A 16,403-nucleotide genomic window follows, 5' to 3' on the forward strand; every position below is an offset into this window, starting at 1 on the left:
CAATTGCCCCCCAACTTAACTTGGTACAAGGTTTTGCGATAGGTTCAGTGAGCCATTCCTTTGGGGAAGAGGCATTTCCTTTTCGGACGATGGAACGAGGCTATTGGGAGTCTGGTATAGAACTCCAAAACCTGATCAAATACCGCTCAGGATTTGGATTTCAGGGAATAGGGATTGGTGCTTATTACCGTTGGGGAGCATATGCCAATCCTACTTTTCAGGAAAATTTATTTGTGAATTTGTCTTTGAGGGTGGCTTTTTGATATAGTTAATCCCGGTTAAATGAAACTGGAGGGGATAAAAAGAAAAAAAAGGGTCATCTGGTCGCTTTTGCGCATCCCATCAAGATAGTTGTAACCGGAGCAGGTTATATTTGACCTTGATGGAAGTTTTCAATGAAATCATTTAGGTTTTTTCTATTCCTTTATAACAGAAGATGGAAGCATCAGTAAAAAAGGAAGTGCTTTAGTATAATCCAAGGTAGAGTATTCTAAGCCTAAAACTCTGATGTTTGAGTAGTAGGTTTGATGTTGGTCGTAATACATTTTTTCACTCTGTATAAACCAGGCCTTATCGCCTAATTTTTCTGCTAAAAACCATTTTTCTATTAATCTGGCACTTCTGCCGTTTCCATCATTCCAAGGATGTATTTTGACAAAAAACAAATGAATCATTGAGGCATAAAAAAAAGCTTCTTCGATAGACATTTCTGTTTTGAGTAGTAGCGTCAAATCGGTATAAAACTTTTCCATTTCTGCCTCTAATTCAAAAGGTGAGGCCGCTACATATTCAATACGGCCATCAGGAGTGGAGACATACATGTTTTGTGTGCGGTACGTTCCCTGCCTGTTTTTAGTAAGGATATTTTTGCTGAGCAATGAATGGGCTTGGGCAATGGTTTCCTTATTGAGCTCATTGACCTTTGCAAAGGTGTAGGCGTCGTACAGGTCATCTATTTTTCTAGTGTAATCTGGTGAAAACTCAATGCCGAATTTCTTGTGTTTAACGTAACTATCCAATTCTATAGCCTCTCCTTCTATTTTGCTACTGTATACGGAGGATACAGAGGTGTAAAAACTAAAGCTATCTGTTGAGATTTCGGCGTCTTTCAATGCTTCAAAAGCATGATTTAAACCTTTCGGCGCTTTTTCCAAGTACTCTGAAAGTAAATCATTGGATATAATATGTAATGTTTTGTTCATCATTTATATTGACCCTGTTATTTTTAACTTTTATCTATTTTATCGTGTAACTCACACTTCGGCCCCTACCTTGTTTTTCTATCAATCCTTTATTGATTAACCCTGATAGAATACGTTTTACGGTAGGTAATGGTATCGCCAATTTTTCAGAAATTTCGCCCGACTTGATGTTTGGGCGATTTTGGATAATCGTAAAGATTGATTTTTCCTTTGGTGAAAGTTGCGTTTCCACACCGATTTTATTCAATTTAATCAAAAGTTGAGATTGAATATTTGAGAGGCAACTCAAAAAGAAATGAATCCAAACGGTAACATTTTCTTTTGGGCGTTGTGCCTGACAACTTCTAAGAACCTGATAATATTCGTTTTTTCGGATTTCAATTTCATGTTCAAAACTCACGTATTCTATCCATTTATATCCATTTTTGAGTAATAATAGCGTTGAAATCAAGCGGCTTAACCTTCCATTTCCGTCTTGGAAAGGGTGTATACTCAAAAAATCATAAACAAAAGCAGCAATTCTAATTAAAGGGGGTATTTCTGTTTCTGAATTATACCAATTGAACAACTCCCTTATGGCATCATCTGTAGCAAACCCTGGTTCGGTTGTTTGAAATATGATTTGCCGTGTCCCGTCAGGAAATGAAGCTTCAACTGCGTTGCTATGCACTTTATAGTTCCCTTTATGCCATTGGTCTTTGACACTATATTTCATCAAACTATTATGCAAACTTTTGATTTTGCTTTCGGTAAGCTCGATGTTTTCGTAGGATTCCGAAATCAAATCCAAGACTTCAAAATAACCAACTACTTCTTGTGAATCTCTGTCGGTAAGTTTTGTTATGTCAATTTTTTGTAGTAAAACGTCTACCTCTTCATCGCTCATTTTGTTGCCTTCAATTCGGTTTGAAGCTCCAACGCTTCGCACCGTAGCAATACTTTTCAACTCTTTGAGGCTTTGTCCTTCTTTTCGTTCAATTGCTGTCCAATTTGCATCAAAGCGGTCTATTTCACTGATGAAGTTGATCAGCTTCCAATCAATATTCAGTTTAAAATTATATACGCCGTTATCCATTTTGATACGTTTTGATACGCAAAGATACGATTATGATTTGAAACCGTAAGTATATTTTGATACGATTTGATACGATTATATTTGTTTTTGATACGAAAATTGTAATTATTTTCAATTGTATTGCAGTCGAGTTCCATACACCTTGCTATTTTCAATTTTTATTGCGAAGCCTCTGTCTTCTTCAACTCTAAAGACAGCTGCAAGTCTCCAAGGTCTGAAATCAGAAGTAAACTTATGATGAATTCCTGAATTATGCTCTTCAACTCTTCTCCAAGGATTTTCGGAGTGACCTATATAGAATTTATCAAAAGTAGCAGAATGTAAAATGTAGATATAAAAGTCCATATCCTAAAAATGCAAAAAGCCCTGCATTTCTGCAAGGCTTTTGCTCCCCCTCTTGGGCTCGAACCAAGGACCCCATGATTAACAGTCATGTGCTCTAACCAGCTGAGCTAAGGAGGAATTTACTTGTTTTGTTAAACACCTTCGTCTAACGTGATGCAAACTTAGCAGGTTGATGTATTTTTTCCAAATAAGTAGATTAAAAAAAATGATTCACTGTAAGTAAAAAACCTATTTGAATTCAAAATCAGTGACTTATTTTTTCAAATCAGGCTGAGCGTTTAAACTCACCCTCCTTGGTGAGCAATTTATTGTAAATGAATGTCACACCTAAAACCATCAAACCCGCAATCACCGCCAACAAAACATTGTAATATGCTGGGGCCGATAAGGTCAGCCTGAGGAAAATCGTAGCCAAAGCAAAAGAAGAATACCGGAAAAGATTATAATATTTAGTGGTATACCTCAAGGAAAAAAGTAAAATAAATACATCTGTGAAAATAAGGAGGGTATAGAACAATTTGATGCTGTAAATGAATTGATGATTTTGATAGGCAGAAACAATGTCATATATCCCCAGCCCTACAAAGGAGATGGTAAGGTAAATGGATAATAATTTTTTGATACCAATGAAACCTTGTTGTTCCTCATGACTTCCTGTGATGCGCAAGTGTTTTTGAGCCCTGTAGAACAAACCCGTAATTAAAAAAATCAAAATTGCCCCAAAAGCATCGGAAATAATCGGCAATAATTCAAGCAGAAATTCAACCTCCCAGCTGACTTCTCCCATGTAATGCCCAAATTCCTTGAAAGCATCCCTGAGCAAGACAAGGGAAATGATTTCAAATTGTTTTCCCACGGCATCTGCAACAGATTTTGGAATCAAAAAGATCAATCCCAGCACCTCAAAAATCAATAGCACATTAAAGGCCAATTCAATAGAAAAAAAAGCACTATAATTAGCTGTAATCAGATAAATATCGAGATATGCCAATAATCCCAGGACAAGTCCAGCAAGAAAAAAAACAACAACAATATTACTGATGGATTTAGAAACAGGCCCGGTTTCCCACCGTTCTTCAAGAAAGTCAAAGGCCTTAATCTGTAACCTGAAAAATTGTTTTAACATAAAATCCCCTACTTGATAAGCATAATTTCCACAATTTACCAAAATAAAAAGGATGAAAGGTTTTCTTTGAAATAAAAATCACATTAACTTAAAGTATTCAAAAAATCATCCCCTACAATTGAATTAAGCCGCATTGAACTATGGAAAAATATACCCTTATTATCAATGGAAAAAAGGAATCATTGGAAGCCCAGCCAGAGATGCCTCTACTTTGGGTACTGCGTGATATCCTGAATCTAAAAGGAACCAAATATGGTTGTGGACAGGGGCTTTGCGGAAGTTGTACTGTCCTCTTGGACGATGTGGCGATCCGTTCCTGCGCCTATCCGATATCAGAAATAGGAGATCAAAAAATCACAACTATAGAAGGGCTTTCCCCTGAAGGAAACCATCCTGTACAAAAGGCTTGGGTAACCCATGTGGTACCTCAGTGTGGCTACTGTCAGACAGGACAGATTATGAATGCAGCAGCATTGCTGAAACGTAATTCCAATCCATCCGAAGAAGAAATCGAATCGGCAATGGCTGGAAATATCTGCCGATGCGGAACCTATAACCGTATTAAGGAAGCCATTATCACTGCTTCCAAATCCTACTGATAATTACTTTAACAACAGCGCCATGATGCCAAAATTTCCCTTTCTAAAAAACAAAGACCCTAAAAATACGAGCAAAGTATTCATTCCTTCACGCAGGGATTTTCTTAAAATAGGTTCACTTGCTACAGGCGGCCTGCTTTTGGGAGTCAATTTCCAATGTAGCGGACCCAGAGGTGAAACCATCACTTTTGCTCCAAATGTATACCTTAGTATTGGCTCCGATAACCAGGTAACCATTGTTGCCCACCGCTCAGAGATGGGGACGGGTATCAGAACATCGCTTCCTATGATTGTGGCGGATGAACTTGGAGCCGATTGGAGCAAAGTGAAAATAGTCCAAGCAGAGGGGGATGAAGAAAAATATGGGGATCAAAATACTGACGGATCTTATTCGGTTAGGATGTTTTATGAACCCATGCGTAGGGCAGGAGCAACCGCCAGGCACATGCTGCTAGCTGCTGCTGCCCAAAAATGGGGAGTAGAGATCGCGGACTGTCGTACAGAAAATGGAGAAGTAGTTCATTCAGGAGGGAAAAAAATAAAATTTGGGGATTTGGTGGAAGCCGCCAAGGATTTGGATATGCCTGATGCGGAATCGGTGGCTTTGAAGGAATTTGCCGCCTATAAATTAATCGGTAGGGATGTGCCAATTTACGATAATTTGGACTTTGCGACGGGTAAGGCAGTATTTGGTGCAGATGTGGACTTGCCTGATATGCTGGTGGCGGTCGTGAAAAGAAGCCCTGTAATTGGCGCTAAAGTATTGAAATACAATGAGCAAAAAGCACTGGCTGTGCCAGGTGTAAACCGTGTTGTTAAAATTGAAGGAGCCGGTATCCCTCCAGGTTTGGACAAAGCCCTTGAAGGTGTTGCTGTGATCGCGGACAATACCTGGGCAGCGATCAAAGGCAGAGATGCCTTGGAGATTGAATGGGATCTGGGTCCTAATGAGGCCTATGACTCGGAACAACAGTTAAAGGAGATGTTGGCCAGTACAAGTGTTAATGGCCAAGTAAGAAGAGAAAGAGGCAATTTCAATGCTGCCCGACAGCAAGGGGGACAGGTCATTGAAAGAACTTATTTGGTGCCTTTTTATGCGCATGCTACCATGGAGCCACCCGCAGCCATTGCCCATGTTCACGGGGATGGTACCTGTGAAATCTGGGCACCCACGCAGCATCCCCAGTGGGCAAGACAAGCGGTTGCCCAAGCATTAGGGATAGATTACCAAGACGTAAAAATGAATGTTACGCTGCTGGGAGGAGGATTTGGAAGAAAATCCAAGCCTGATTTTGTTGTGGAAGCAGCATTGCTGTCAAGAGCCGCAAAATTACCGGTTAGGGTACAGTGGACACGTGATGATGACCTGCACCACGACTTCTATCATGCCCAAAGTGCGCAACGTATTAGAGCAGTTTTGGATAAAAACGGAAATTTGAATGGCTGGAACCATCATACGGTTTTTCCTGCGATCGGTGCCACAGCAAATGCAGATGAACTCCACCCCTCCGATGGAGAATTGGGATTGGGCTGTATAGATTTCCCATATGAAGTGCCCCATATCAGGATTGAAACACATGAATCTAAGGCTCATACAAGGATAGGATGGTTACGTTCGGTGAGTAATATCCACCATTCTTTTGCAATCAATTGCATGTTGGATGAAGTGGCAGAAGCCAAAGGACAGGATCCAGTTGATTTCCTTTTGGGAATGCTTTCAGAAGATAAAGACCTTACTTTTGATGGAGAATTAAAAGGAGATTTTGGAAATTATGGAGAGCCTTTGGAAGCTTTTCCATGGAATACCCGAAGATTAAGAGGGGTAATTCAAAAAGTAGCCCAAGAGTCAAACTGGAAAGCGGCAGTGTCGAGTGGAAAAAAAGTGGGTTTTGCTGTTCACAAAAGCTTCCTAACTTATGTTGCCTGCGTAGTGGAAGTAGCCAATGGGGACAATGACCAACTTTTGATTCCAGAAGTGCATTATGCCGTCGACTGTGGTATTGGTGTCAATACAGACCGCATCCGTTCTCAATTTGAAGGCGGCGCTCAATTTGCAACCAGCTTGGTACTTAACTCTGCCATCACATTAAAAAACGGGAAAGTCCAGCAGAATAATTTTGATGGTTATCAGGTTATCCGTATGCCCCAGTCACCCAAAAAAATACATGTACATTTAGTGGAAAGCATGGAAAAGCCCACAGGAGTAGGGGAGCCTCCAGTACCCCCTTATATTCCTGCTTTATGTAATGCCATATATAAATTGACAGGAGAGCGAATTTACCGTTTGCCTTATAAAGCTTAAAAGACCTTTAAGTGAGCCGCGGGTTAATCGGAGGTTTTGTGTTAGAAAAAAGCCTTTGGTTGTGCCGCGGCGCACTCGAAGGTTTTTTATTTAACGATGTAACCATTCCTATGAGGCTTCACGTTTGAGATTAGAAATCCCAAACCCCATGAAACCCTGGATCAAAAATTCCCTCATCATCATCTTTTTTCTGCCGATTGTCTTGATCGGTGCGACAGTTGCTATACTTGTTTTCAAGCAAGAAGCGATTACTCAGAAAGCCATCTCGGCAGCCAATAGCCAGTTTGTTGGCAAATTGACCGTTGAAAATAGCCGGGTATCTGTCCTAAGTGACTTCCCTTATATTTCCATTGATTTGAGAGGAGTTGCCTTTTTTGAAAACAAGGCCAAGGATACCAGACCGTTTTATGAGGCAGGGCATTTATACTTAGGGTTCAATATTTGGGATATTATTGAAGGGAATTATAAAGTCAAAAGCATCAGCATCAGTGACGGCCATGCAGATTTGGTCAAATATCCCAATGGTGATATCAATATCCTCTTGGCAAAGGGTATAGAAAGTGGGACAAGGGAAGAGGAAGGAGAAATGGTTGGTTTTGAACTGGCAAAAGTGAAAATTTCTAATTTTATCATCTCCTTTGAAGACAAGTCGGATACCATGTCTTATAAGGTTGAGGTTGATGAATGGAAAAGTAGTATCCGAAAAAGAGAGGGTAATTTTGCCTTTGATTTAAAAGGAAATTTGATTTTTGACCTCTTGCGTCACGGGAAGCCCACTTTTTTTTCAGAGAAAAATATCCATATGGACCTTGATCTCAATTTTGATGTCCAACAACAAGTATTACAATTGATGCCTTCAAAGATCGGGTTGGAAGAGGCTTTATTTGCTGCCAATGGAAAAGTGGACATTCTGGAAAAAGGGGTGGAAATGGACCTGAGGTTAGAAGGTCAGAAGCCAGATTTCAATATGTTTGGGGCATTTTTGCCCAAAGGTGTAGCTGATGCACTCAATGAATATCAAAATGAAGGAGAAGTTTTTTTCAAAGGAACCGTAAGAGGTCTTTTGGCAGAGGGCAGTACACCGGCCATAGCAGTTGAGTTTGGATGTGAAAATGCCTTTTTCCAAAGGGCAGACAATAACCTAAAAGTAGATGAACTGAGGTTTTTTGGTTTTTTTACCAATGGTTCGGAAAGAAACCTCAGGACTTCTGAATTGCAGGTTCAGAATTTTAATGCCAGACCTGAACAAGGAATTTTTCAGGGGGATCTGACCATCCGTAATTTTGAAGATCCTTATGTCAAAGTGAAATTGAAAGCTGACTTGGATATGGAATTTGTAGGGGATTTTTTTCAATTGGAAAAATTTGAAGGAATCAGTGGGCAGGTTTTGCTCAGTATGGATTTTGATGAATTGGTGGACTTAGATGCCTCTGCTACAGACCTTGCCCAATTGAAGCAAAGTATACAGTCAGAGCTGGTATTGAGAAACCTCAATTTTACAGTGGCAGATTTCCCTTACCCCATTTCAAATGTCAATGCAGATGCCATTATGCAAGAAGGAGCCTTCAATTTACGGAATTTGAATTTTAGGATCAGTAATTCAGATTTCGATTTTAAGGGGCAGGTCAGTGACCTGCCGGCTATTTTCCATCGCTTCGATAAGCAAGTTAAAGTAAGTATGGAGGCCAATTCTAAGAAAATGGACCTTGCCCAACTGTTCAATAAGGAGGACAAAAAGGAAAAAATACATGAGTTCAATACCCGTTTCGTGCTGAATACAAAAGCAGCTGAGTTGTTTGATTTTCAGTACTTGCCTAAAGGGAACTTGGTCTTGGAGAAATTTCAGGCCAGGTTGGAAAATTACCCTCATAAATTCGAAAATTTTAAAGGGGAACTAACCATAGGAGAAAAGGAGCTTGCTGTGAAGAATTTTTCAGGCCAAATCGACCAATCTGATTTCAGGATGGATGCTACCGTTTACAATTACCCCAAGTGGTTTCAGGAAGAATTGGCAGGAAATTCCAGCATAGATTGGTCTTTACAGTCCTCCAAGTTGAAAGTCAATGACCTCTTGACTTACAATGGTGTCAATTACTTACCGGAATCTTGGGTAGAGGAAGTCTTTTCAGCTTTGGATTTACGTGGTAAGCTGCATCTTTATTTTGATGAGGGCTTGCATGGCATAGATTTAATACTCGATCAATTAACAGGAAGGACACAGTTGCACCCATTGAAATTGGAGCAATTTAAAGGTAAAGTCAATTGGGAAAGGGATTACTTGTCCATCAAGGATTTTGGAGGTAAAATGGGACAGTCGGAGTTTGCCTTTGATCTGGGGCTCAACCTAAACGATAGTCTTCAAACTAAGAAAGATTACTTTCATCTTAGAGCGGCTGCCCTGGATTTGGATGCCCTCTTGGGTTTTAAGGGATTTGAAGTAGATACCAACCATGCAGAGGCCTTCAATATGTTCAAAATCCCTTTCAGGGATATGGAATTTACAGCAGATATTAAGAAGTTGAATTACCATTACAATTGGTTGGAGGATGTAAAAGGCAAAGCCCGAACGACCAGTAATCACTTCCTACATTTGGACACCTTAGGGCTTAGGGTTGTTCAGGGCAGCTTGGGTATGAAGGGCTATCTCAACGGATCCAATCCAGAGGAAATTTATTTACATGCCCAAATGCGGGCTGAAAAGCTGAATATTGACAAGCTTTTGTTCAAGATTGAAAATGCAGGAAAGGATATCATGATCAATGAAAATCTTAAAGGGGAGATATCTGGTACCATCGAAGGAAGGTTTCTGGTGTATCCTGATTTGACCCCCATCATCGATCAATCTGACGCAAAGATCGCATTAACGGTCTATGATGGTAGCTTAGTGAATTTTGCTCCGTTTTTAGCACTTTCGGATTTCTTTTCAGATAGAAATTTAAACAGGGTAAGGTTTGATACCCTGACCAATACTTTTGAATTGAAGGAAGGCGTATTGCATATCCCAAGAATGAACATCAATTCTAGCCTTGGATTTTTAGAAATTGCCGGACGTCAAAGTTTAGACTTGGACATGAATTATGAGATTCGTGTTCCATTAAGCTTGGTCAGTCAGGTAGGTTTCAGGAGGTTATTCGGTAACAGGTCGAGAAATGAAATTGACCCTGAACAGGAAGATGCCATTGTGTTTAGGGATAATAACCGCAGGGTTCGTTTTCTGAACATTAATATGCAGGGAAGACCGGATGATTTTAGGGTTTCTTTGGGAAGAATGCGGTAGTTGAAAAAACAACTCTTAAAACCAATTCTGCTTTGAATCAGTGGAATTTGTTTGATGACATCACTCTCTTTTTGAGTTAATTCAATTCAAAGTGGCACAAATCCAATAAATCAGCAATGGGTATTGACAAGGTGTGTAGCACCTAGTGGAACATGGTACTGCAATGATTGTAAGTCAGTAAATAATGTATGTTTTGATCATACTTGTGAGCAATGCGGTGGAGGAGAAGGAATTGAGTAAGGCAAAATTTTTGCGATTCCCTCACGGAATCGCTAAATCATTAACTTTGGGTATAGGTTCGTTTAATTGATTTAAAAATACTTCAAATTTTATAAGTGTATTTAAATGAGGTTTCTTTTTATTTCATCTATTTTAATTTGTCTTTCATGTGTCGCTAAAGTGACAGAAGAAAGTATGAGGGATCCTACAAAAATTGACTTTGAAAATGTCAAACGTCTTGACACATTGATATCGCCCCGTGATTTAATGGAAGAAGTTGAATTCCGTGTCTTATCAACTCCTGACTCCATCAAATTAACCATTGCCCAAAAGATCATTGAGTTTAATGATAGGGTTCTCGTATTGGATAAAAAGAAGAATATAATATTCGTTTTTGACTCCCAAGGAAAATTTCTTCAATTGGTGGGGCAAAAAGGTGAGGGACCCAAGGAGTTCAATGAGGTTACAGATTTTGCAGTGAATACTCAAAACTCCAAGCTGTACATTTTTTCTAGGCCGGATTTTGCCATATTTGAATTCGATGAAAAGTTTGAATTTTCAAGAAAGATTAAGATTTCGGATTGGGCAATTCAATTTGATGTGCTTGAATCTGGTAATTTTGCACTGTATTCCTTTCTTGTTGAAGGAGATGACGAATATAATATCAGTATTTACGACATTTCGGGAAAGCTATTGGAAAAAAGAATGAAATTCCCCAGAAATGATAATTACATACCGATGGACTTTTCGGGTTTCATCCAAAAAGGTTATTATACCTATCCAAGATCATCAAAAATATTTCAAATCAATGAGGGAGAAAATTATGACTCCTTGGTTTATGAAGTGTTTTTCCCTAATAGGATTGACGAGGGAGAGATTTTCAATTATAAGAATTTCCTCAACTTTGAAAGAGAAGAACAAAAATCTAACATTTTGAATTCTTATGAGATAGGAAGCCATGACGAATTTATCTGTTATTATGATTTTAAAACGGCTACTAATAATGGCTCCACACTTGGGGTTAGGCTTAAGGGAGGAGAAACATTTGGTCATCTGAACATGAAGCATGGAGCTATGGGAAAAGGTGATGTATATGTAAAAATGTTTTTTATTGGCCCTTACAATATTCCATCATACTCAAAAAAATATGATGCGTATTATGTAATTTCTTACATAGATGCAGTTTCTATTTATTATGAGGAAATTCTTGATGATTTAAATTCAGGAAAGGTTAAAGATGCTGCATTAGTTGAAATACTAGAGAATACCTCACTTGAAGAACCCATATTAATGAAATTCAAATTGAAACCAAAGTTATGAGTTCAAGACAAGTTTATTTCTTCCTTTTTTCTCTATAGCGTAGTAGGGCGTTTCAACTTGGTATAGGTTTAACTCTGGCAAAAGCCATGATAATTTAAACAAGACAGAAATTTACGTGAGTACGCCTCAAAAAGACCCAACAGGCTGATCTTCACAATCCACATCTCCCACTACATATTTTTTCATTTTTAAAAAAGCGGAGCATATTCGCATCCCTCCGATATAGAATAAGTAGCCGTTATTCGGAAATGAGTATTTTTTTTTATATTACATATTACATTGAGAATTAAGAAAAATAAATCTGATTATGATATACTTTAGAGGTAATCAATTTATAAAAGTGATTTTTATAGAAAGATGAAATCTATTTTTGGTACTTGGCATATTTATATCAATGGTTTAGTGCAAGGAGTTGGCTTTAGGCCATTGGTTTACAAAGAAGCATTAGAATATGGCTTAAAGGGATGGGTTAAAAATGATAATGATGGTGTTCATATTGAGGTCAATACATCAAGAGAAAAGGCAGACATTTTTTATGAAAGGATTATAAAAAATCCACCTCAAAGAGCAAAAATAACGGTATCGAATATCATTCAAGTAGCAGCCAAGGATTATCGTCGATTTGAGATCATTCATGATACAATGTCTGAACATGCTAAGGTCCATTTGACTCCAGATTTTGCCACCTGTGATAATTGTAGATCCGAATTATTCACTTCGAAAAACAGAAGATATCAATATCCATTTATTACTTGCAGTGAATGTGGCCCAAGGTATTCGATCATGCATCGTCTTCCTTATGATCGGGAGAATACAAGTATGGATGTCTTTACCATGTGTCAAGTCTGCAAAAGTGAATATAGCGATCCGGCAGACAGACGGTATTTTGCGCAGACTAATTCGTGTCCATCCTGTAGTATTGGTCTTGCCTTATATAATTCCAAAAAAGAGGAATTAAGTAATGACATCACAACTTTAAAACAAATAATTTCGAAAAAATGGAGTCAAGGGGAGATAGTTGCAATTAAAGGGATTGGGGGATATCTTTTGACTTGTTGTGCATCCAATGCGACAGCCATAGCAACATTAAGAGTGCGGAAAAGAAGACCGCATAAGCCATTCGCCTTGATGTACCAAAATATTGATTTATTAGATGAATACGGTTTGTGTGAAGAAGAAGTTAAAGCCATTTCTGACCAAGTCTCACCGATTGTTCTGGTTTCGAAACCAGAAAAAAACCAGATCTCGGAGGGTATTTGCGATAGCCTTTCGAGGGTAGGTGTTATGCTGCCTTATGCACCATTATTCGAACTATTGTTGGGAGAATACAAAAAACCCATTATTGCCACCAGTGGTAATATATATAATGCTCCCATTGTTTTTCAGGATGAAAAAGCACTTAATGAATTGTTTGAAATAGCCGATTTGGTTTTAGTACACAATCGCGAAATTGTTGTTCCGCAGGATGATAGCGTTGTTGCATATACTTCATATTTCAAAAAGAGAGTTGTTTTTAGACGTTCGCGAGGTTTGGCTCCTACCTATTTCAATGATAATTTAAAATTGACTTCAAATAATACCCTTGCCATGGGAGCTTTTATGAAAAGCACCTTCACGGCATGTCATAATGGGAACATCTATATTAGCCAATATCTTGGAGATTTAGATGATTTTGATACGCAACAAAATTATATACATACCCTGAACCACCTCATGGGCCTGCTGAGGCTCAGTCCGGAAAAAATCGTTGTAGATATGCATTCGGATTTTCTCAGCACACAAGAAGGAAAAACATTGGCTTCAAGACTAGATATTCCACTATTAGAAGTCCAACACCACATGGCTCACTTTGCTGCGTTGATAGGAGAACATAATCTCATTCATACTGAAGAGAAAGTACTCGGAGTAATATGGGACGGCACAGGCATGGGAAATGATGGAAACATATGGGGCGGAGAGTTTTTCATCTACCATGACTATCAATTTGACAGGTGTAGTCATTTACCCTATTTCCATCATATAGCCAATGATAAAATGGCTAAAGAACCGAGACTTTCAGCCCTTGCGCTTGGCGCAGAAATAGAGGAAGCACTAGAATTAATTCAGTCCAAATTTACAGCTTTGGAATGGAAGATTTACACTCAAAAGTTGAAGAACAAAAAATTGGTAAAGACTTCAAGCATTGGGCGACTGTTCGATGCTGTTGCATCTGTTTTGGGTTTATCGGACATTCAGACTTATGAGGGACAGGCTGCTGGTCTTTTGCAAGTAAAAGCGGAAGAACATTTCAAAGCGTATGGTATTGATTATAACATTTCATATTGCATAAAAGAAAGGGGAAGTAAGTTCTCCGGGCCAGAACTTTTGAGACTGATAAATTCTGACTTACGTAATGAAATTGATGTTTCATGCATAGCTGCTAAATTTCATCTTACTTTAGTTCATTGGATAGATTATATCGCTACTGTGCAAAAGGTAGCAAAAATTGGCTTTAGTGGTGGTGTATTTCAGAATACCCTCTTAATTGATTTAGTTATATTTCACCTGGATGAAAGATATGAATTGCTATTTAATCAGGATTTATCCCCTAATGATGAAAACATCTCCTTTGGACAACTGATGTATGCTGAAATTGAGGCCAAAAGGCTAAAAATTTGTAACTTGTTATAAAATAATAAACTACCTGATATACCCACGAGAAAAAGTTTCACACACGGAGATGATTAAGTGGGTATTGGATCTGACCTTAAAAAATCAAATATAAACAGATGAAATATGTCAATGAATACCGGGATGAGGAGCTTGCGCAGAATTATATCAAAAAAATCAAGGACATTGTCACAAGGCATTGGAATATTATGGAAGTCTGTGGAGGGCAGACCCATAGTCTTGTCAAAAATGGTATCCTTGACCTACTTCCGAATGAGGTAAACATGATTCACGGCCCCGGTTGTCCGGTCTGTGTAACTCCCATTCACCTAATAGACAAAGCCATATATCTGGCCGAAGAAAAAGGAGTTACGCTATGCTCTTATGGCGACATGTTAAGAGTACCGGGTTCATCCAGAAGTTTATTGGATGCTAAAGCACAAGGAGCAGATGTTCGTATTTTGTATTCTCCTTTGGAAGCGGTTACACTTGCGCAGCAAAACCCTGAAAAAGAGGTCGTATTCTTTGCTGTTGGATTTGAAACTACAGCTCCTGCCAATGCCATGTCGGTGGTTCAGGCTAAGCAGATGGGAGTTAAAAACTACTCTATTCTTACCTCACATGTACTCGTTCCCCCTGCTATTGAGGCGGTCATGAATGATAAAGACAGCCTTATTCATGGTTTTTTGGCAGCAGGTCATGTATGTACCATCATGGGTGTCTCAGAATATGGGCCATTGGCTGAAAAATATAAAATCCCTATTGTGGTTACCGGGTTCGAGCCAGTAGATTTGTTGCAGGGAATTTATATGACGGTGAAGCAACTGGAGTCGGGAAAACATGTACTTGAAAACCAATATAGCAGAGTGGTACAGGCCAAAGGGAACATTAAAGCCATTGAAATGATAAATGAAGTATTCAATGTGCAAGACAGAGTATGGAGGGGTATAGGATCTATACCTGAAAGTGGCTATGAGGTAAAGGATGAATATGAAGCCTATAATGCCAATATAAAGTTTAATGTGCAGATAGTAGAGGCCGAGGAAAACAAGTCCTGCATAGCAGGACAGGTATTAAAAGGCATCAAGAAGCCATTTGAATGCCCTGAGTTTGGTAAAAAATGTAAGCCTGAATTCCCACTGGGAGCACCAATGGTAAGCTCAGAAGGGGCATGTGCAGCTTACTACCATTTCAATAGAGCAACAGAGAACATTTCAGCTTAATTTTGGTGTATATGAATCCTATAAAAATGCAGCTTTCTTGCCCTATGCCTAAAATGGATTATGACCGCATCACCCTTGGACATGGTGGAGGGGGAACATTGACCAACAAGTTATTGGAACAAGGCGTATTCGATATTTTGGGTAATGAAATTCTCGACACACACCATGATGGTGCTGTATTCCAAATGAATGGAATGATGGCCTTTTCAACCGATAGTTTTGTTGTTTCTCCAATTTTTTTTCCCGGAGGTGATATTGGAGAACTGGCCGTGAATGGAACTGTCAATGACTTAGCGATGTGCGGGGCAAAGCCTCAATATCTGTCTTTGAGTTTTATTATTGAAGAGGGCTTTTTAGTAGAAGACTTTTGGCGTATACTGTGTTCAATAAAAGATGCATGTCAAAGGGCCGGAGTAAAAATTGTAACAGGTGACACTAAGGTAGTAGAACATGGTAAAGGTGATCAAATATTCATCAATACCTCTGGAGTCGGAATTATAGAACCAAAAGCCCAAATTAGGATGGACAGGGTAAAGGTAGGGGATGTGTTAATTGTTTCTAATGTAGTTGCATCTCATGGTATAGCCATTATGTCCGTAAGAGAGGGACTAGAGTTTGAAAGTGATATTTTGAGTGATACCTGTCCATTAAACCATGTCGTGAAGGATATGATTGATGAGTTTGGCGATCATATTCACCTATTAAAAGACCCTACCAGAGGTGGAATAGCTTCTGTTCTGAATGAAATTGTTCGGGATGTTAATCTGGGTATCCATCTTAATGAAAAACAAATTCCCATTGATTCTCAAGTCAAAGGAGCTTGTGAAATTTTGGGGCTGGATCCTTTATATGTCGCAAATGAAGGTGTTTTTATAGCAATAGTAGACGCTAAATCTGCTGAGGATATAGTAAATCAGCTAAAAAAGAACGAGGAATGTGCACATGCAGCGATTATAGGCCAAATTGTAGCTGATCATCCGCGTCAGGTTATCATGAGAAGTGGTATTGGTGGCAAACGTGTGGTCAATATGCTGGTAGGGGAGCAGCTTCCAAGAATTTGTTAGTA

At 38.9% G+C, this 16,403-nt stretch carries 12 protein-coding genes and 1 tRNA gene; 8 read left to right on the forward strand and 5 right to left on the reverse strand.

The features are described 5' to 3' along the window. A partial coding sequence (locus tag QZT73_RS03900; RefSeq protein WP_291786715.1) for a hypothetical protein occupies window positions 1-263 on the forward strand: 263 nt, incomplete at its 5' end. Between the two features lie 153 nt (window positions 264-416). Here QZT73_RS03900 and QZT73_RS03905 read toward each other — a convergent pair. The 5 genes from QZT73_RS03905 to QZT73_RS03920 all read right to left on the reverse strand — a co-directional run bounded on the left by QZT73_RS03905 (window position 417) and on the right by QZT73_RS03920 (window position 3,748). After that, window positions 417-1,205, reverse strand: a complete 789-nt coding sequence (locus QZT73_RS03905; protein WP_291779823.1) for a Fic family protein — start codon at window positions 1,203-1,205, stop codon at window positions 417-419. A gap of 31 nt (window positions 1,206-1,236) precedes the next feature. Then, window positions 1,237-2,148 (reverse strand): Fic family protein, encoded by a 912-nt coding sequence (locus tag QZT73_RS03910; RefSeq protein WP_291786717.1) that lies wholly within the window; start codon window positions 2,146-2,148, stop codon window positions 1,237-1,239. Window positions 2,149-2,388: 240 nt separating this feature from the next. After that, window positions 2,389-2,622, reverse strand: a complete 234-nt coding sequence (locus tag QZT73_RS17020) for a GIY-YIG nuclease family protein (protein ID WP_291779830.1) — start codon at window positions 2,620-2,622, stop codon at window positions 2,389-2,391. Window positions 2,623-2,665: 43 nt separating this feature from the next. Beyond that, a tRNA-Asn gene (locus QZT73_RS03915) sits at window positions 2,666-2,739 on the reverse strand. Window positions 2,740-2,887: 148 nt separating this feature from the next. Further along, the gene (locus QZT73_RS03920) at window positions 2,888-3,748 is read right to left on the reverse strand and encodes a hypothetical protein (protein ID WP_291786720.1); all 861 of its coding nucleotides are present in this window, start codon (window positions 3,746-3,748) and stop codon (window positions 2,888-2,890) included. Window positions 3,749-3,888: 140 nt separating this feature from the next. On the opposite strand from QZT73_RS03920, the gene QZT73_RS03925 reads away from it, so the two are divergent. The 7 genes from QZT73_RS03925 (at window position 3,889) to hypE (ending at window position 16,401) form a co-directional block, all read left to right on the forward strand. Beyond that, window positions 3,889-4,347 carry a (2Fe-2S)-binding protein gene (locus QZT73_RS03925; protein WP_291779835.1) on the forward strand — a complete coding sequence of 153 codons (459 nt, stop codon included), beginning with the start codon at window positions 3,889-3,891 and terminating at the stop codon, window positions 4,345-4,347. Between the two features lie 22 nt (window positions 4,348-4,369). Further along, the gene (locus tag QZT73_RS03930) at window positions 4,370-6,649 is read left to right on the forward strand and encodes a molybdopterin cofactor-binding domain-containing protein (protein WP_291786723.1); all 2,280 of its coding nucleotides are present in this window, start codon (window positions 4,370-4,372) and stop codon (window positions 6,647-6,649) included. A 148-nt stretch (window positions 6,650-6,797) separates the two neighbouring features. Continuing rightward, window positions 6,798-9,926 carry an AsmA-like C-terminal region-containing protein gene (locus QZT73_RS03935; RefSeq protein ID WP_291786725.1) on the forward strand — a complete coding sequence of 1,043 codons (3,129 nt, stop codon included), beginning with the start codon at window positions 6,798-6,800 and terminating at the stop codon, window positions 9,924-9,926. A gap of 414 nt (window positions 9,927-10,340) precedes the next feature. Next, a complete protein-coding gene (locus QZT73_RS03940; protein ID WP_291786727.1) occupies window positions 10,341-11,465 on the forward strand; it encodes a 6-bladed beta-propeller in 1,125 nt (374 codons plus the stop codon). A gap of 357 nt (window positions 11,466-11,822) precedes the next feature. After that, window positions 11,823-14,135 (forward strand): carbamoyltransferase HypF, encoded by a 2,313-nt coding sequence (hypF, locus tag QZT73_RS03945; protein WP_291779844.1) that lies wholly within the window; start codon window positions 11,823-11,825, stop codon window positions 14,133-14,135. Window positions 14,136-14,233: 98 nt separating this feature from the next. Beyond that, window positions 14,234-15,337 carry a hydrogenase formation protein HypD gene (gene hypD, locus QZT73_RS03950; RefSeq protein WP_291779847.1) on the forward strand — a complete coding sequence of 368 codons (1,104 nt, stop codon included), beginning with the start codon at window positions 14,234-14,236 and terminating at the stop codon, window positions 15,335-15,337. Window positions 15,338-15,348: 11 nt separating this feature from the next. Further along, on the forward strand, window positions 15,349-16,401 hold the full coding sequence (gene hypE / locus QZT73_RS03955; RefSeq protein WP_291779850.1) for a hydrogenase expression/formation protein HypE: 1,053 nt from the start codon (window positions 15,349-15,351) through the stop codon (window positions 16,399-16,401). The last annotated feature ends 2 nt before the right edge of the window (window positions 16,402-16,403 follow it).

The sequence above is a fragment of the Cecembia sp. genome, assembly GCF_007126775.1.
In the GTDB taxonomy this organism is placed as follows: Bacteria; Bacteroidota; Bacteroidia; order Cytophagales; family Cyclobacteriaceae; genus Cecembia.